The following is a 13,799-nucleotide window of genomic DNA, read 5'->3' on the forward strand; positions in this document are numbered from 1 at the left end:
CTCAATCACCCACATCACAGAAGTTCCTGAATACACACCTTGAGCAGAACTGATTCCTGCGGGGCTCGAAACACTCCCTCCTTATCCTTTCAACTGTCTTCTCTATTCTCTCCCTCACAGTGAACTTGTGGTCAGAATCAAATGACATCCTCATGGAGTCCCTTATGGCATATGCAGAGAGCCTGTCGAAATGGTATCTATCCCTCAGCGCGTACTCATAGGTCCTGAGCTGGTATTCGAGTCCCATCCTCTCGATCCCCCCATGTTCCCTGGCCTTGAAGTCCACAAGCTCCAGTTCACCCTCAGAGTTCCTGATGATGAGGTCGGTTCTGCCCTCTATTATTATATCGTCATCGGGTATGGAGAAGGGCTCCTCCACCGATACAACCTCCTCTATATGGTCCCTGCTGTCATGGTAGTAATTTAGGAGTTCCCTTTCAAGGCGCCTCTTTTTCACCTCATCATCTCTTCCCATTGGTATCCAGCACCTCTCAACGAGTTCCCTTATGAATGCCCCATTTATGTCTTCTGAATTCTTTATTGCAAGGTGTAGCTCCTCGAGGCACCTGTGGAGTATGATACCGTAGCGCTGCATGAAGGTTTCAGGGTATACAAAGCCGTAATGGTAGATGAGCATGTACCTGAAGGGGCACTCCTCGTAGGTGAAGAGGGCCGAGAAGTTGATCCTGAGGGTCTCCTCTGGCCATTCCCTCTCAAGGCACCCCTCGATGGATGTGCATTCACACTCGTATATCCCGCACTTCTCCCTTAACTCGGTGATGTATGGTGAGATCCCCACCCTCATCGTGTTGATTCGGGGTGCGGTGGAGATTATTAGCGCGTCCTGCGCCCTCGTCATTGCAACGTAGAATAGGCGCCGATCCTCGTCCTCTGGCTCCTCGGAGGAGAGAAGCAGCTCCCGGGGGATGGGCACAAGTTCCTTCCTCTTCTTTTTTCTGCCAGGGAACCTCCCCTTTATGACAGAGCAGATGAACACAACCGGGAACTCAAGGCCCTTTGCCTGGTGGACTGTCATCACCTTCACCGATGCAGGGTCCTCAAGGACGGCCTCGTCATGGTGGAGGTGCTGGGGGAGGAGGTAGAGGTACCAGAGGATGTCCTGTATCCTTGCTCCCGGTTTTATTGTCTCATACTTGTCTATGAGTGAACTGAGCTTTGCGAGGTTGAATATCCTTGCCCTGGCTGTGTCAGTACCATCAAGGAGGAGTCTTCTGAGGTAACCCGTCACCTCCAGTATCCTGTAGAAGGTCTGGAGGACACTCAGTGAGCCGTCTTCAATTTCCTTCCGGATCCTGTTGAGGCCGAGTATCTTCTCTGCATCCTCTCCCCTGATACCCACATCTTCGAGTTCCTTAATTGATGTGAAGTCTGAGAGTTTCACATTCCTTTCAAGGGATTCGAGGGCTTCCAGTGTTTCATTACTCAGGTTAAGGAAGTCTCCGCGGAACATGGAGATGTTCCACCAGCCGCCCCATCTTCCCCTGAATTTATCATCGTAATCAGGGGGGTCCACGTAGGCCAGGAAGTAGAGCATACTCCTCACCTCGTACCTTTTGAGGAATGATCCGTCACCGCGGACTATGTAGGGTATACCCTCCCTCCTGAGCTCCCTGAGTACCTTATCTGCATGGTAGCGCACGCTCCTGAATAGAAGTGCAACGTATCCGTAGTCAGGGATTTTGCCTGTGGATTTGAGTTTCTTTATGAGGGATGCTATGTTCCGGGCCTCAGAGTTAACGTCGCGGCTCTTCAGTATCACCACATCTGTTCCGCCACCCCTCACAGGCTTTATGGTTTTCCTGTAGTGCCTCTCCCCCCTCATGAACCTGTCGGCTGTGAGAACTATCCCGGCCCTGGACCTGAAGTTGTCCTCCAGGAACACCACCTCTGCATCGTATTCATCCCTGAACCTTATGAAGTTCTCGGGGGTTGCGCCCCTGAACCCGTAGATGCTCTGGTCCTCATCCCCGACAACGCATATGCTTGATCCGGGTCCTGCTATTGTCCTGAATATCCTCTCCTGGATGGGACTTGTGTCCTGGTACTCGTCGATCATTATGTACCTGTATTTATTTCTGACAGATTCAAGAACATCCTCATTTGATTTAAGGAGGAGGTAAACCTCCTTTTCAAGTCCAGGGAAGTCTATCTTTTTCTCTTCCCTGAGCGCCTGGAGGTAGCGGGCGTAGCAGGCTGCCATGCCATGGTATCTCCTCTTATCAGGGTAACGTCTTTTGAGGGCCTCCATGAGTTCGTCAGGGTCCACACAGTTCTCGGTGCACCTGTTGAAGAATTCGATTGCCTCATGGACCTCACCCATCCTCATGAAGCTGTTCAGTCCGATCCTGTAGAATACTGACCTGAGGAACATCAGCTGGGACTCCTCATCCAGGATCTCAAATCCGGCTCCAAGGTCATGTTCCTCAGGGTGCTCCCTAAGTATGGTACTGCAGAATGAGTGTATGGTTGATATCTGCATGAGTTCGGCGTCCAGTCCAACGCAGTTTATGAGCCTTGACTTCAGCTCATCTGCAGCCTTCTCTGTGAAGGTTATAACGAGGATATTCTCAGGGCTAACCCCCTTTCTTTTAACAAGGTAAGCTGTCCTCTCAACAAGAACCCTTGTTTTCCCGGCCCCGGGTCCTGCCACAATTACAAGTGGCCCGTCGGTCTTCTTAACGGCCCTCTTCTGGTTCTCTGTACACGCCTCCCCTTTCCTGCAGAGTGATCCTGTCATCGTGACTGTTTCATAGATTGGCTGGGGAATATATTAATGTTTTCCCCCGGTAAAAGTGCAGCAATCCCGGTGGTGATATTCTAGTCACCGATTTCTCAAGATGTGTTTTCCTGTGTAACTTTATTAGGTTACCACAGACATACAATCTACAATGAACCCTGCAGACCCCATCCTCAACGCATTCCTTGCAACCGTCTTCACCTGGCTCATGACACTTGCAGGTGCTGCCCTGGTTTTTCTGCCTGTAAGGGCTGAGAGGAAACTCCTTGACTCCTCACTTGGCTTTGCAGCGGGTATCATGATTGCTGCAAGTTTCTGGTCGCTCCTGGTTCCTGCAATTGAATTATCAGCCCTCAACGGGTATGCTGAGTGGTTACCGCCGGCCCTTGGTTTCCTTGCAGGGGGACTCTTCCTTTCAGGTGTGGACAAGATCATACCCCACCTTCACCCTGGATGCGATCCTGAGGATGCAGAGGGGCCCCCCACGACCTGGAGGAGGAACAGGCTCCTTCTCCTGGCTGTTGCCATACACAACATTCCTGAGGGGCTTGCGGTTGGTGTTGCCTTCGGGGCCGCTGCAGCCACAGGCGAACTTGCAGCCCCAATCACCCTGACCCTGGGTATAGGCATACAGAACCTCCCTGAGGGGGCAGCGGTCTCCCTGCCCCTCCGGGGTGAGGGCCTATCCAGGTGGAGGAGTTTCACCTATGGCCAGGTATCGGGTCTCGTTGAGATCCTCGGGGGTGTTGCCGGCGCTATTCTGGTTTACTCATTCTCGTGGGTCATGCCATATGCCCTTGGCTTTGCTGCGGGTGCCATGATATTCGTTGTTATAGAGGACATCATCCCTGAGTGTCAGAGCGGGGGTAACACGGACCTTGCCACGGTATCCGCCCTTTTGGGCTTTGTTCTCATGATGATACTTGACCTGGCTCTTTCCTGAAATTTTTTCAGAAATTGATCTGGAAGGGTATTCACTATCACATTTTATTAGGGATGTTCTACATAATATTCAGAGGTGATAGTATGGCCAGGGTTACCCGTGAGATGGTTGAAAATTCAGGTATAGATGTGGATGAACTCGTTGAACTCCTTGTGAAGAACGCCGCGGCGGAACTCACAACCTTCTACTACTACACGATCCTCAGGGCCAACCTGATAGGCCTTGATGGTGAGGGGATAAAGGAGATCGCGGAATCTGCAAGGATAGAGGATCGGAACCACTTTGAGGCACTTGTCCCAAGGATATACGAGCTTGGAGGTGAACTCCCACAGGACATGAAGGAATTCCATGATATCTCAGGCTGCCCCCCAGCGTACCTCCCCGAGAAGACCACTGACACCATGAAGATACTTGAGGTCCTTGTGGCCGCAGAGAGGTGCGCTGTGAGGCAGTACACCCACATATGCAATATAACAGCCGGTAAGGACCACAGGACCTATGACCTTGCACTCTCAATACTCCATGAGGAGATACAGCATGAGTCATGGTTCTCAGAGTTCCTGGGTGAGGGTCCCTCAGGACACTTCATGAGGCGCGGTGAAACCTCACCCTTTGTGAGGAAATTCCTTGAATAGTCTCTCCCCGTTGGGGTGAGGGAGTTCACCATGAGTATCATAAAGAAACCGGGGCAGACGTGTAGCGGCTGGGTGCTGGAATGAGGGAATTCACCCCCGAGGAGCTCAGAAAATTTGATGGGATTTCAGGTCCCGCATACGTTGCCTGTGACGGCAGGGTCTACGATGTATCAGAGAGCTTTCTCTGGAGGGATGGGCGCCACCAGGTCATCCACAGGGCAGGAGGGGATCTCACCCATGAACTGGAGGACGCCCCCCATGGGAGGGAACTCCTTGAAAGGTTCCCTGTGGTTGGTACCCTGAAGGTGAAGTGAGGGCTTCAAATGGCAGATTTCAGGTGCACGGTATGCAATTACATCTTCCATGAGGAACATGAGGGTGAATTCGACTCCCTACCAGGGGAATGGCGCTGCCCTGTGTGTAACGCACCAAAGGATGCGTTTGTGAGGCTTGGGTCCAGATCCGGGGGGACCGGGAGGACGGTCTCGGATGTCTTTATAGCACAGCTTGCAGCCTGGGGCGTCAGGTACGTCTTCGGGATCCCGGGCACCTCAACACTGGGACTTGTTGATGCCATACGAAGGAACCGTGAGGTGAGGTACATACAGGTGCGCCATGAGGCAGCGGCGGCATTCATGGCATCGGCTTATGGTAAGCTCACAGGACACCCTGCGGTCTGCATGGCCGTGGCTGGTCCAGGGGCATCGAACCTCATAACAGGTCTCCTGGACGCTGCCCTTGACAGGGCGCCAGTGATAGCTGTGACCGGACAGGTTGAAACCTACAGGATAGGAACAGGTGCAAGTCAGGAGATAGACCAGCACAGCCTCTTCGAGTCCCTGACAGTGTACAACATGACCCTCATAAGCCCTGATGAAACCTCAGAGATTGTGAGGGAGGCCATGAAGCATGCCATCCTTGAGAAGGGTGTTTCCCATATTGATGTCCCCCGGGACGTCCAGACGATGGAGTGCAGTGCCGGTGTGAGGCCACTGGCCGGCTCAATTGCCCCTGTATCTGTGACCGTCCCCAGGCGCCAGCTGAAGGATGCGGCGAGCCTCATTGATTCTGCAGAGCGCCCCATAATAATCGCTGGCTTCGGGGCGCTTGAAGCCTCGGAGGGTGTTGTTGAACTTGCAGAGAGGATAGGTGCCGGGATTGTAACCACATTCAGGGGAAAGGGGATTGTTGATAACGACCACCCCCTTTACCTGGGCTGTCATGGGAGTCTTGGGTCAACTGCAGCGGCCGAGGCTATCAGGAAATCGGATCTCCTCATTGTCATCGGGTCGTCCTTCTCTGACCTCACACAGCTACCCCCTGGGAGGATCCTGCAGATTGACACCGACCCCCTCATGATCGCAAGGCGCCACCCTGTGGAGATGGGCCTTGAGGGCAGATCATCACTCATAGTACCCGGCCTTCTCTCCATGACCCGTGAGAGGAGGAGGGAGTCCTACAGGGCAGAGCTCAGGGAACTCAGGGAGAGGTGGCTGGAGCTTCTTGAATCTGAGATTGACCCATCCTCAAGGCCCATAAGGCCACAGTACATAATGTCGGTCCTCAATGACCTCCTTGATGAGGGGGCCATCATATCCCTTGACGTTGGTGAGAATGGCTGGTGGTTTGGAAGGAACTTCCAGATGAAGGGCACCCAGAGACTCCTCTTTTCAGGATACCTTGGTTCAATGGGATTCGGGCTTCCAGCCTCAATTGCGGCGCAGCTGGAGTTTCCTGATAGGGAGGTGGTATGTATAACCGGGGATGGGGGTTTTTCCATGGTTATGGCTGAATTTCTCACCGCGGTGAAGTACCATCTCCCTGTGAGGGTCTTCCTGCTCAACAACAGGAGCCTCGGGATGATAATGCAGGAGCAGAGGGTTGAGGGTTTCCCCACCTGGCAGACTGAACTTCAGAACTGTGACTTCGCAGGCTTCGCTGAAAACTGTGGTGGTCGTGGAATCCGGGTCACTGAACCGGGTGAACTGGAGGGGGCTGTTTCAGATGCCCTCAGAACAGATGGACCTGTGGTCGTGGACATTGAAACCGACCCGAGGCGTTTCATCTGATTACATGGACCGCTGAGGCCTTGAATTCAAGCCAGACCTCTGAGCCTGTGGTGATTCCCATATCATGTAGTGACCTTGCTGTCACGTGGACAGTGAACATCTCACCACCACACCTCACCTCAAGTTCCTGGAGGGTGCCTGAATCTCGTATCGCTTTCACGGTACCCTGGAGCTGGTTCAGTGCACTTGATTCCACCCTCCTCCAGGAGACGGTTATATCCTCAGGCCTCACAGTGGCTGAAACCACACCCTCGGCCTTCTCCGACGAGTAGATACTCACACCGTCACATTCTATGATGGTTACACCGTCAGGGGTTACCCCTGCCCTCCCCCTGAGGATGTTCTCTGCACCGACGAACTCTGCAACGAACCGGCTTGCGGGCCTCCTGAATACCTCCTCGGGTTCACCCACCTGGAGTATCCTCCTGTTGAGTATGGCGATCCTGTCAGAGAGCTTCTGCCCCTGAATGAGGTCATGGGTTGTGAGTACCACCGTAACGTCAAGTTCACCTATGACCTCCTCCATCCTCCTCGTGGATACCGGGTCAAGGCTCGCTGTTGCCTCATCCAGGAGTACAAGTTCAGGATGGTTTATGAGCACCTGGGCAAGGGCCAGGCGCTGCCTCTCACCACCTGATAGTTCGGTTGTTTTCCTTGAGGCGTCCTCAAGGCCCACCAGTTCAAGGACCTCCCTGACCTCCCGGGCCTCTGGTTTTATTCCCCTCACATGGGGGCCGTAGAGGATGCTCTCCCTCACGGTACCTCTGAATGTTGGGGTGTTCTGGAATACCATCCCCATCCTTCTTCTGACATCCACCTCCCTCTTTTCAGCCACATTTTCGCCCTGAAATATTATCTCACCAGTGTCAGGCCTTTCAAGGAGGTTTATTATACGTAGCAGTGTGGATTTACCTGCCCCTGTGGGCCCTATGATCCCCAGGGTCTCACCGTCCCTCACCTCAAGATTAACATCATCCAGGACCCTCAAATCCCTGTAGGTCTTTGTTATCCCGTGGAGTTCAAGCACTTTCATGACTATTTCTCCTGGAAGTGGTTCAGTACTGTGTTAACAGCCAGTGATATGACGAGGAGTATTATCCCGAGGGCTATTGAGAGTTCAAGGTTCCCCCTTGAGGTTTCAAGTGATATTGCGGTTGTTATGACCCTTGTGAAGCCCCTTATGTTCCCCCCGAGCATTATTGCGGCGCCGACCTCTGAGATTGCCCTCCCGAATCCCAGGATGATGGCTGCCATTACAGCGTACCTTGCCTCCTCCAGGACCCTCAGCATAACCTGGGACTCGGTGGCGCCCAGGGATCTTGCAAGGTCCCTGAGCTCCGGTTTAACACTTCTGAGGGCTGTGAGGCTGAAGCCTGTGATCAATGGGAGGATGAGTATGGTCTGGCCGAGTATCATACCCGCAGGTGTGAAGAGGAGGTTGAGTGGACCCAGGGGCCCTGAGCGTGAGATGAGGAGGAATACGAAGAGACCCACAAGTACAGTGGGGATGCTGTAGAGGGTCTGTATAACATTCAGGAGGACCCTTTTTCCTGTGAATTCCTTCAGGTCAATCATTGCCGCCGCTGGAACTGCAATTAGTGATGCCAGGGCTGTGGATGAGACTGAAACCATGAGGGTCCTTGCTGTTATGTCAATGAGTTCAGGGTCAAGTGATGCCATGAGCTCGATGGCCCTTAGGAATCCTGTTACTATTTCGTTCAATCCTCAACCTCTCCTGGAAGACTTGAAAATCAGTTAAATGAAAATATTCTGTATCCATATTTAGCTTTTTGGTTCTTCTCTTCCATATAGGGCTGTGAAGAGTGGCTGGCCGTATTTATCCTTTCCGTACTCTGATATGAGTTTCTGGCATTCATCGCTAAGGAGGAATTCAACGAATTTCTCTGCAGCCGCAGTGTTCACACCCCTTACCTTCTCTGGGTTGACGGGTATTGCTGCATAGACATTCAGCAGTGCCTTATCCTGTGTTAGGTATGTTACGAGTGTGATGTTGCTTCTGTAGGCGAGGTAGGTGCCTGAATCTGTGAGTGTGTAGGCGCCCTTCTGGTCTGCAACCCTGAGTGTGTCTCCCATACCACTTCCTGTTTCGATGTACCATGCTGAGCCATTGACTGTTGTGTTGTAGTCTGTTATGTTCTTCCAGATTTTTATCTCCCTTGAGTTCGTGCCGGAGTTATCCCCCCTTGACACGAATTTAACGGAGGGGTTCTTCTCTGCGGCTTCAAGGATTCTTCTGAATGCGTCCTCTGCAGATTTAGCTTCCCTGATATTCGCCGGGTCATCCCCGGGTCCCACGATGTAGAAGTAGTTGTAGGCGAAGGGGTATCTTCCTGTACCGTAGCCATCATTTATGAATTCCTTCTCTCTACCCCTGTCGTGCACTATGACAAGGTCGGCGTCACCCCTTTTTCCGCGTTCAAGGGCTATACCGGTACCACCTGAAACTATCTGCACATCGATACCAGGGTACCTCTTCTCGAATGCCGCCTCCACGCTCTCAAGGAGCCCTGTATCCTCAAGGCTTGTTGTTGTGGATATTCTGAGTATCTGCCTGTTTTCATTGTTTGATATTCCATAAATGGCTGCCCCTATAATCACTGCAATAAGGGCCGCCATAGCAACGTATTTTTTCTCCATACATGGAACCTCCATTACCACCGACATACTATATCGACATGCAATATATATACATATCGATATCGTGGCGGAGGAATGGACCACGTCACCTATATAAATAAAAAGGAGTGGTGATCCTCAAATCTTAAAATGCTCCTACCCTTTCCCAGATAAATAAATGGGGCTGATTATTCAGAGGCCCTAACCCTTATACTTCTTCTCAAATCTCCTCCAGGACCTTGCAATGTAGGGCTCACATTTATCAAGCTCAGTTAAAAGGCACATCCTTATGGTATCAGTTTTGATTTCCTTCTCATCCTCTATCTTCTCGGTAACGGTCTGGTAGACCTTCTCAATGATTTCCCTCTTCTCCTCAGGACTGTAACCTGCATCAATGGCAGCCTTCTCAAGTGAGGCCCTTATCTTGGATGGATCATAGGCTTCCCTTGAACCCCTCCTCTTTATCACATTCATAACCATCACCTGTGATATTATGTTCATCTTTCAATAAATTTTTTTCCAGTTAAAAAAGGGAGGGTCTGATAAAGCTTATTCAGAACAGATTACATAAAAATAAAGGTATTCAAAACATATGGTGCTGGAATGACTCCCTGGAAGAGAATATCTGAAATGGATGTGACCGGGGCACTTGATGAACTTGGAACATCGCCCGATGGCCTCGAAGAGGCGGATGCCGCAGAGAGGCTTGAGTTCCATGGCCCCAATGAGATCGAATTCAGAAAACCCCACCCCATCTTCCGGTTTCTGAAACAGTTCCAGAGCCTCCTGGTATATGTACTCCTCACCGTCGCCATATTCACAGCCCTCATAGGTGAATGGATTGACACCGCTGTAATCACAGGGGTTGTGGTTCTGAACTCCATCATAGGCTTCATACAGGAGGGAAAGGCCTCTGAGGCCATCGAATCACTTCAAAAGTTCACAGAATCATACTCCACCGTAATCAGGGGAGGAAAGGAAATGAGGATCCCCTCAGGGCTCCTCGTCCCCGGCGACATAACCCTCCTGGGTGCCGGTGAAAGGGTCCCCGCAGATATAAGGGTAATCGAATCAAAGAACCTCCTAGTGGATGAATCAGCCCTCACAGGGGAATCCGTCCCAGCTGAAAAGGACCCAGCCCCGCTCAAAGAGGAGGATATCCTCCAGGGCGAATTCAGGAATATCCTCTTCAGCGGGACACTGATAACAGAGGGGAGGGCCATGGGGGCTGTGATTTCAACCGGGAGGGAAACAGAGATCGGCAGAATAGCAGAGAGGGTGAAGGCGGTTGACGTTAAAACACCACTCCTTGAGAAGATTGATGAATTCTCACAGAGAATAGCGCTGGCTGTTGTATCCCTCGCGGCCTTCAATTTCATAGCGGCACTCCTGTTTGGATACGAAGTGGTACTATCATTCCTTGCATCAACGTCCCTGGCTGTGGCTGCAATCCCTGAGGGTCTTCCAGCTGTCCTCACCGTGACCCTTGCACTTGCAGTGAGGGCCATGGCAGAGAGGAACGCCATAATACGGAATCTCCCATCGGTGGAAACACTTGGAAGCGTCACTGTGATATGTTCCGATAAGACAGGGACACTCACAAAGAACGAGATGACGGTAAAATCCATATACGCCGGCGGAGCCCTCTACAGGGTTGAGGGTGCAGGTTACAGTGAGGAGGGTGATATAACCCTTGGTGGCTCCAGGGTCACAGACCTGCCTGAACCCCTCAGGCGCATCCTCATATGCGGCCTGAGATGCAACAACGCATCAGTTGCCGACGGAAAAGTCCATGGTGACCCCACAGAGGCGGCGCTCATCGTGGCGGCCCATAAGGGAGGGATAAGGGAGAGAACAGAAAGGGTCGATGAGGTGCCCTTCGACTCCACAAGAAAGTACATGGCGGTCCTCACAGAGGATGGTTTAATACACGTAAAGGGGTCCCCTGAGAGGATAATAGATATGTGCAGCCATGAAATAACAGAGAATGGATTGAAACCCATTGAAAAAGATGAACTGATGGATAAGATACATGAAATGGCATCAGAGGGTATGAGGGTCCTTGCATTTGCAGAGAAAATGCATTCAGGTACTGAGATCCAGGATGACGACCTCACCGACATGATCCTCCTGGGATTCCAGGGAATGATTGACCCCCCAAGACCCGAAGCCGTTGAGGCTGTTGGGAAATGTAAATCCGCAGGTATAAGGATCATCATGATAACAGGGGACCATGCTGCCACTGCAGGGGCCGTTGCAGCTGAACTTGGAATAGAAACCAGCAGGGTACTCACGGGACCCCAGTTATCATCAATGGATGATGATGAGATCAGAGAATCCCTGGAGGACTGCAACGTATTTGCAAGGGTAACCCCTGATCACAAGTACGCCCTAACAGGTATACTCAGGGAGAACGGTGAGATCGTTGCAATGACAGGCGATGGAGTGAATGATGCCCCGGCACTTAAAATGGCGGATATCGGCGTTGCAATGGGCAGCGGAACAGATGTTGCAAGGGAATCAGCTGATATGGTCCTTGCAGATGATAACTTCGCCACAATCGTTACGGCCGTAAATGAGGGAAGGAACGTCTATGAAAGGATAAGAAGGATAATATACTATGTCCTTCCAACAAGCGGGGGCCAGGCACTCATAATACTCCTATCATTTCTCCTTGCACCTGTAAGCCCCACCTTCAGCTCCAACCTCCCCCTACTTCCACTGCAGATTCTCTGGATAAACATGTTTGATGGTGTCCTCCTCGCCCTCCCCCTCGTTGCAGAGGCGTCGGATGAGTCGGTCCTTGAAAAACCACCAAGGGACCCCGGGACCGGAATAGTGGACTCTGCATTCATAAGGAAGGTTGGCCTGGTATCCGCTGCAATGGCCTTCTCAGGGCTCGCCGTGTTCTATATGGGAATCTCAGGGGGACTTGATGTTACAGGGGCAAGGACTGTGACCTTCACCACGGTGATCCTTGTACACGTCTTCTATCTCCTCACAGCAAGGTCACTGGATAAATCCGTCCTCAGGATTCCCCCAGCAAACAGGTGGGTGGCATCAGGTGTGCTCCTTACGGTAGCAGTCACCCTCATCATAGTATACCTCCCGGGCCTTGAGGCCATATTCAGGACCTCAGCGTTCCCCCCTGAGTGGTGGGGCATAATAATACCATTCTCACTCACGGGCCTCCTCTCAATAGAGGCCGAGAAGTACATCATGGGGAGGTTGAAGGATGAATGAGTGCAGAGAGAACGGTTCATGGAAGAGGAAGCTGCTTACGGCAATGAGGATATTCCTTGTGGTTATGGGTCTGATAATAGTTGTCTTCGGGGCAGGGGGTACAAAGGTCTTCGGCCTCATGACGCTCCTTGCAGTGGCCGTGGTGTACCTACCGGCCCTCAGGCACCCCGACGGCCTCAGCGTCGTCCCGGTTGAGATAGAGATCCTCTTCCTCACCGTGGTCGCACTGGAGTATATACTCGGCAACACCTTCGGCCTCTACGGGAGGATAGCCTACTATGACAAGTTCATGCACTTCACAGTCCCCCTCATAGTGGCCCTCATCGTGATGATGCTCATGTACACCGCCTATGTCTACGGGAAGATAAAGACCAGCCTCTTCATAATGGCATTCCTCATAATATTCGTGACACTGGGTATAGGCGCACTCCTTGAACTGGTTGAGTACGGTTACGACCACCATCTCTACAGGCACATAGAACACTTCCCGCCCACGGGCCCAACGCAGGGGTCCCCTGTGATGGACCCCCTAACCGACACCATGATGGACCTCCTCACAGATCTCATAGGCGGTATCTTCGGGGCTGTTACGGGTATAATACTCATAAGGAGGGCCGAGGAGAAGAACTACTGCCTTGACTGGGTTGATGAGATCGCAAGGTTCGAGGGGATAGATGAAGAGGATGAATAGACCCACTATAATGAAGAGAAGGAGTAGATAGGTCTCCACTATCCTCTAACCTACACGGATGAAAGACTATCATATGGGTTTCAGTATGTCCCTGTTAAGCTCAAATGACGCTGCAAGGATGAATGCCATCATAACAGGGAGAAGGCAGATCTTGACGACCTCCAGTTCCATGAGGGGTATGAATTCCTTTACGAACCTCACAGCTACGATTATGGTGCCACTTACAAGTCCCATGGACACGAATCCCCATACTCCCGACGCGAACCTCGTGAGCATGTAGTTCCTCACAGAAACCACCGCTGCAAGGCTCATGAATATGAGGGCCGCTGCCTTGAGGAGAATTATTATCATGTCTCAGCCTCCAGTTTTCTGCTGGACCTCACCGAGGCATAGAGGAACATTGCAGCCGCGAGCATGATGAAGACCCACTCAAGGGTCCTCATAAGATCAAACGCAGTCAGTTCCCTCATAAAACCGAACACCGTTGATACGAATAGCAGTGAAACCGCGATGGTCATGGGAATCCATCTGCCGTCATGAGCAGAGACCCTCACCATGTAGATGAGGCTCAAACCTGTTATAACTGTGGATATGAGCTGGGCCACCTGGAATTCACGTCCATAGGGGATCATATTATCACCATGTACATATATGTCCCCTGGATAATTTAGTCCTTTCCCTCACATACCAGGTTCATGAACTTCTCCTCAGGAAAGATTACCCTAATCCCAGTCCTTTCCCTCTCACGGGTCATGAACTTCTCCCCAGGAAAGATTACCCTAATCCCAGTCCTTTCCCTCTCACGGGTCATGAACTTCTCTCC

Annotated in this window: 13 protein-coding genes; 6 read left to right on the forward strand and 7 right to left on the reverse strand. The window is 51.7% G+C overall.

Annotation, left to right across the window (positions count from 1 at the left end; all coding sequences use genetic code 11):
• Position 1: 1 nt before the first annotated feature.
• Entirely contained in the window at positions 2-2,758 is a 2,757-nt protein-coding gene (locus L5462_RS04420) for an ATP-dependent DNA helicase (RefSeq protein WP_237779609.1), read from the reverse strand.
• 151 nt (positions 2,759-2,909) lie between these two features.
• On the opposite strand from L5462_RS04420, the gene L5462_RS04425 reads away from it, so the two are divergent.
• The 4 genes from L5462_RS04425 to L5462_RS04440 all read left to right on the forward strand — a co-directional run bounded on the left by L5462_RS04425 (position 2,910) and on the right by L5462_RS04440 (position 6,405).
• Positions 2,910-3,701, forward strand: coding sequence for a ZIP family metal transporter (locus L5462_RS04425; RefSeq protein WP_237779610.1), 792 nt, complete (start codon positions 2,910-2,912; stop codon positions 3,699-3,701).
• A gap of 83 nt (positions 3,702-3,784) precedes the next feature.
• The gene (gene dps, locus L5462_RS04430) at positions 3,785-4,336 is read left to right on the forward strand and encodes a DNA protection during starvation protein (protein ID WP_013295686.1); all 552 of its coding nucleotides are present in this window, start codon (positions 3,785-3,787) and stop codon (positions 4,334-4,336) included.
• An 80-nt stretch (positions 4,337-4,416) separates the two neighbouring features.
• Positions 4,417-4,650 (forward strand): cytochrome b5 domain-containing protein, encoded by a 234-nt coding sequence (locus L5462_RS04435; protein WP_237779611.1) that lies wholly within the window; start codon positions 4,417-4,419, stop codon positions 4,648-4,650.
• 9 nt (positions 4,651-4,659) lie between these two features.
• Positions 4,660-6,405, forward strand: coding sequence for a thiamine pyrophosphate-dependent enzyme (locus L5462_RS04440; RefSeq protein WP_237779612.1), 1,746 nt, complete (start codon positions 4,660-4,662; stop codon positions 6,403-6,405).
• On the opposite strand, the gene L5462_RS04445 is transcribed toward L5462_RS04440, so the two are convergent.
• From L5462_RS04445 to L5462_RS04460, 4 genes are all read right to left on the reverse strand, one after another.
• Positions 6,398-7,438 (reverse strand): ABC transporter ATP-binding protein, encoded by a 1,041-nt coding sequence (locus L5462_RS04445; RefSeq protein WP_237779613.1) that lies wholly within the window; start codon positions 7,436-7,438, stop codon positions 6,398-6,400. The two genes, L5462_RS04440 and L5462_RS04445, sit on opposite strands and share 8 nt — an antisense overlap.
• A gap of 2 nt (positions 7,439-7,440) precedes the next feature.
• The gene (locus L5462_RS04450) at positions 7,441-8,127 is read right to left on the reverse strand and encodes an ABC transporter permease (protein ID WP_237779614.1); all 687 of its coding nucleotides are present in this window, start codon (positions 8,125-8,127) and stop codon (positions 7,441-7,443) included.
• Positions 8,128-8,187: 60 nt separating this feature from the next.
• The gene (locus L5462_RS04455; protein WP_237779615.1) at positions 8,188-9,063 is read right to left on the reverse strand and encodes a substrate-binding domain-containing protein; all 876 of its coding nucleotides are present in this window, start codon (positions 9,061-9,063) and stop codon (positions 8,188-8,190) included.
• Positions 9,064-9,243: 180 nt separating this feature from the next.
• Positions 9,244-9,516 carry an ATP cone domain-containing protein gene (locus tag L5462_RS04460; RefSeq protein WP_237779616.1) on the reverse strand — a complete coding sequence of 91 codons (273 nt, stop codon included), beginning with the start codon at positions 9,514-9,516 and terminating at the stop codon, positions 9,244-9,246.
• A gap of 129 nt (positions 9,517-9,645) precedes the next feature.
• Between L5462_RS04460 and L5462_RS04465 the strand changes: the two genes are divergently transcribed.
• Together L5462_RS04465 and L5462_RS04470 are read left to right on the forward strand one after the other, a co-directional pair.
• Positions 9,646-12,285 carry an HAD-IC family P-type ATPase gene (locus tag L5462_RS04465; RefSeq protein ID WP_237779617.1) on the forward strand — a complete coding sequence of 880 codons (2,640 nt, stop codon included), beginning with the start codon at positions 9,646-9,648 and terminating at the stop codon, positions 12,283-12,285.
• Positions 12,278-12,976: a hypothetical protein gene (locus tag L5462_RS04470; protein ID WP_237779618.1), complete on the forward strand. Its 699-nt coding sequence runs from the start codon at positions 12,278-12,280 to the stop codon at positions 12,974-12,976. The genes L5462_RS04465 and L5462_RS04470 overlap by 8 nt, the downstream gene beginning before the upstream one ends.
• 69 nt (positions 12,977-13,045) lie before the next feature.
• Here the strand turns inward: L5462_RS04470 and L5462_RS04475 are convergent, their stop codons facing one another.
• On the reverse strand, positions 13,046-13,327 hold the full coding sequence (locus L5462_RS04475) for a hypothetical protein (RefSeq protein ID WP_237779619.1): 282 nt from the start codon (positions 13,325-13,327) through the stop codon (positions 13,046-13,048).
• Positions 13,324-13,608, reverse strand: a complete 285-nt coding sequence (locus L5462_RS04480) for a hypothetical protein (RefSeq protein WP_237779620.1) — start codon at positions 13,606-13,608, stop codon at positions 13,324-13,326. Before L5462_RS04480 ends, L5462_RS04475 begins: the two co-directional genes overlap by 4 nt.
• Positions 13,609-13,799 lie beyond the last annotated feature (191 nt).

Source organism: Methanothermobacter sp. K4, assembly GCF_022014235.1.
Lineage (GTDB): Archaea > Methanobacteriota > Methanobacteria > Methanobacteriales > Methanothermobacteraceae > Methanothermobacter.

Bases quoted from the DNA above. Each gene is read 5' to 3' on its own strand.
- L5462_RS04420 (WP_237779609.1), bottom strand. From the start codon at position 2,758: ATGACAGGATCACTCTGCAGGAAAGGGGAGGCGTGTACAGAGAACCAG.
- L5462_RS04480 (WP_237779620.1), bottom strand. From the start codon at position 13,608: ATGATCCCCTATGGACGTGAATTCCAGGTGGCCCAGCTCATATCCACA.
- L5462_RS04475 (WP_237779619.1), bottom strand. From the start codon at position 13,327: ATGATAATAATTCTCCTCAAGGCAGCGGCCCTCATATTCATGAGCCTT.
- L5462_RS04435 (WP_237779611.1), top strand. From the start codon at position 4,417: ATGAGGGAATTCACCCCCGAGGAGCTCAGAAAATTTGATGGGATTTCA.
- L5462_RS04460 (WP_237779616.1), bottom strand. From the start codon at position 9,516: ATGAATGTGATAAAGAGGAGGGGTTCAAGGGAAGCCTATGATCCATCC.
- L5462_RS04425 (WP_237779610.1), top strand. From the start codon at position 2,910: ATGAACCCTGCAGACCCCATCCTCAACGCATTCCTTGCAACCGTCTTC.
- L5462_RS04470 (WP_237779618.1), top strand. From the start codon at position 12,278: ATGAATGAGTGCAGAGAGAACGGTTCATGGAAGAGGAAGCTGCTTACG.
- L5462_RS04455 (WP_237779615.1), bottom strand. From the start codon at position 9,063: ATGGAGAAAAAATACGTTGCTATGGCGGCCCTTATTGCAGTGATTATA.
- L5462_RS04445 (WP_237779613.1), bottom strand. From the start codon at position 7,438: ATGAAAGTGCTTGAACTCCACGGGATAACAAAGACCTACAGGGATTTG.
- L5462_RS04440 (WP_237779612.1), top strand. From the start codon at position 4,660: ATGGCAGATTTCAGGTGCACGGTATGCAATTACATCTTCCATGAGGAA.
- L5462_RS04465 (WP_237779617.1), top strand. From the start codon at position 9,646: ATGACTCCCTGGAAGAGAATATCTGAAATGGATGTGACCGGGGCACTT.
- dps (WP_013295686.1), top strand. From the start codon at position 3,785: ATGGCCAGGGTTACCCGTGAGATGGTTGAAAATTCAGGTATAGATGTG.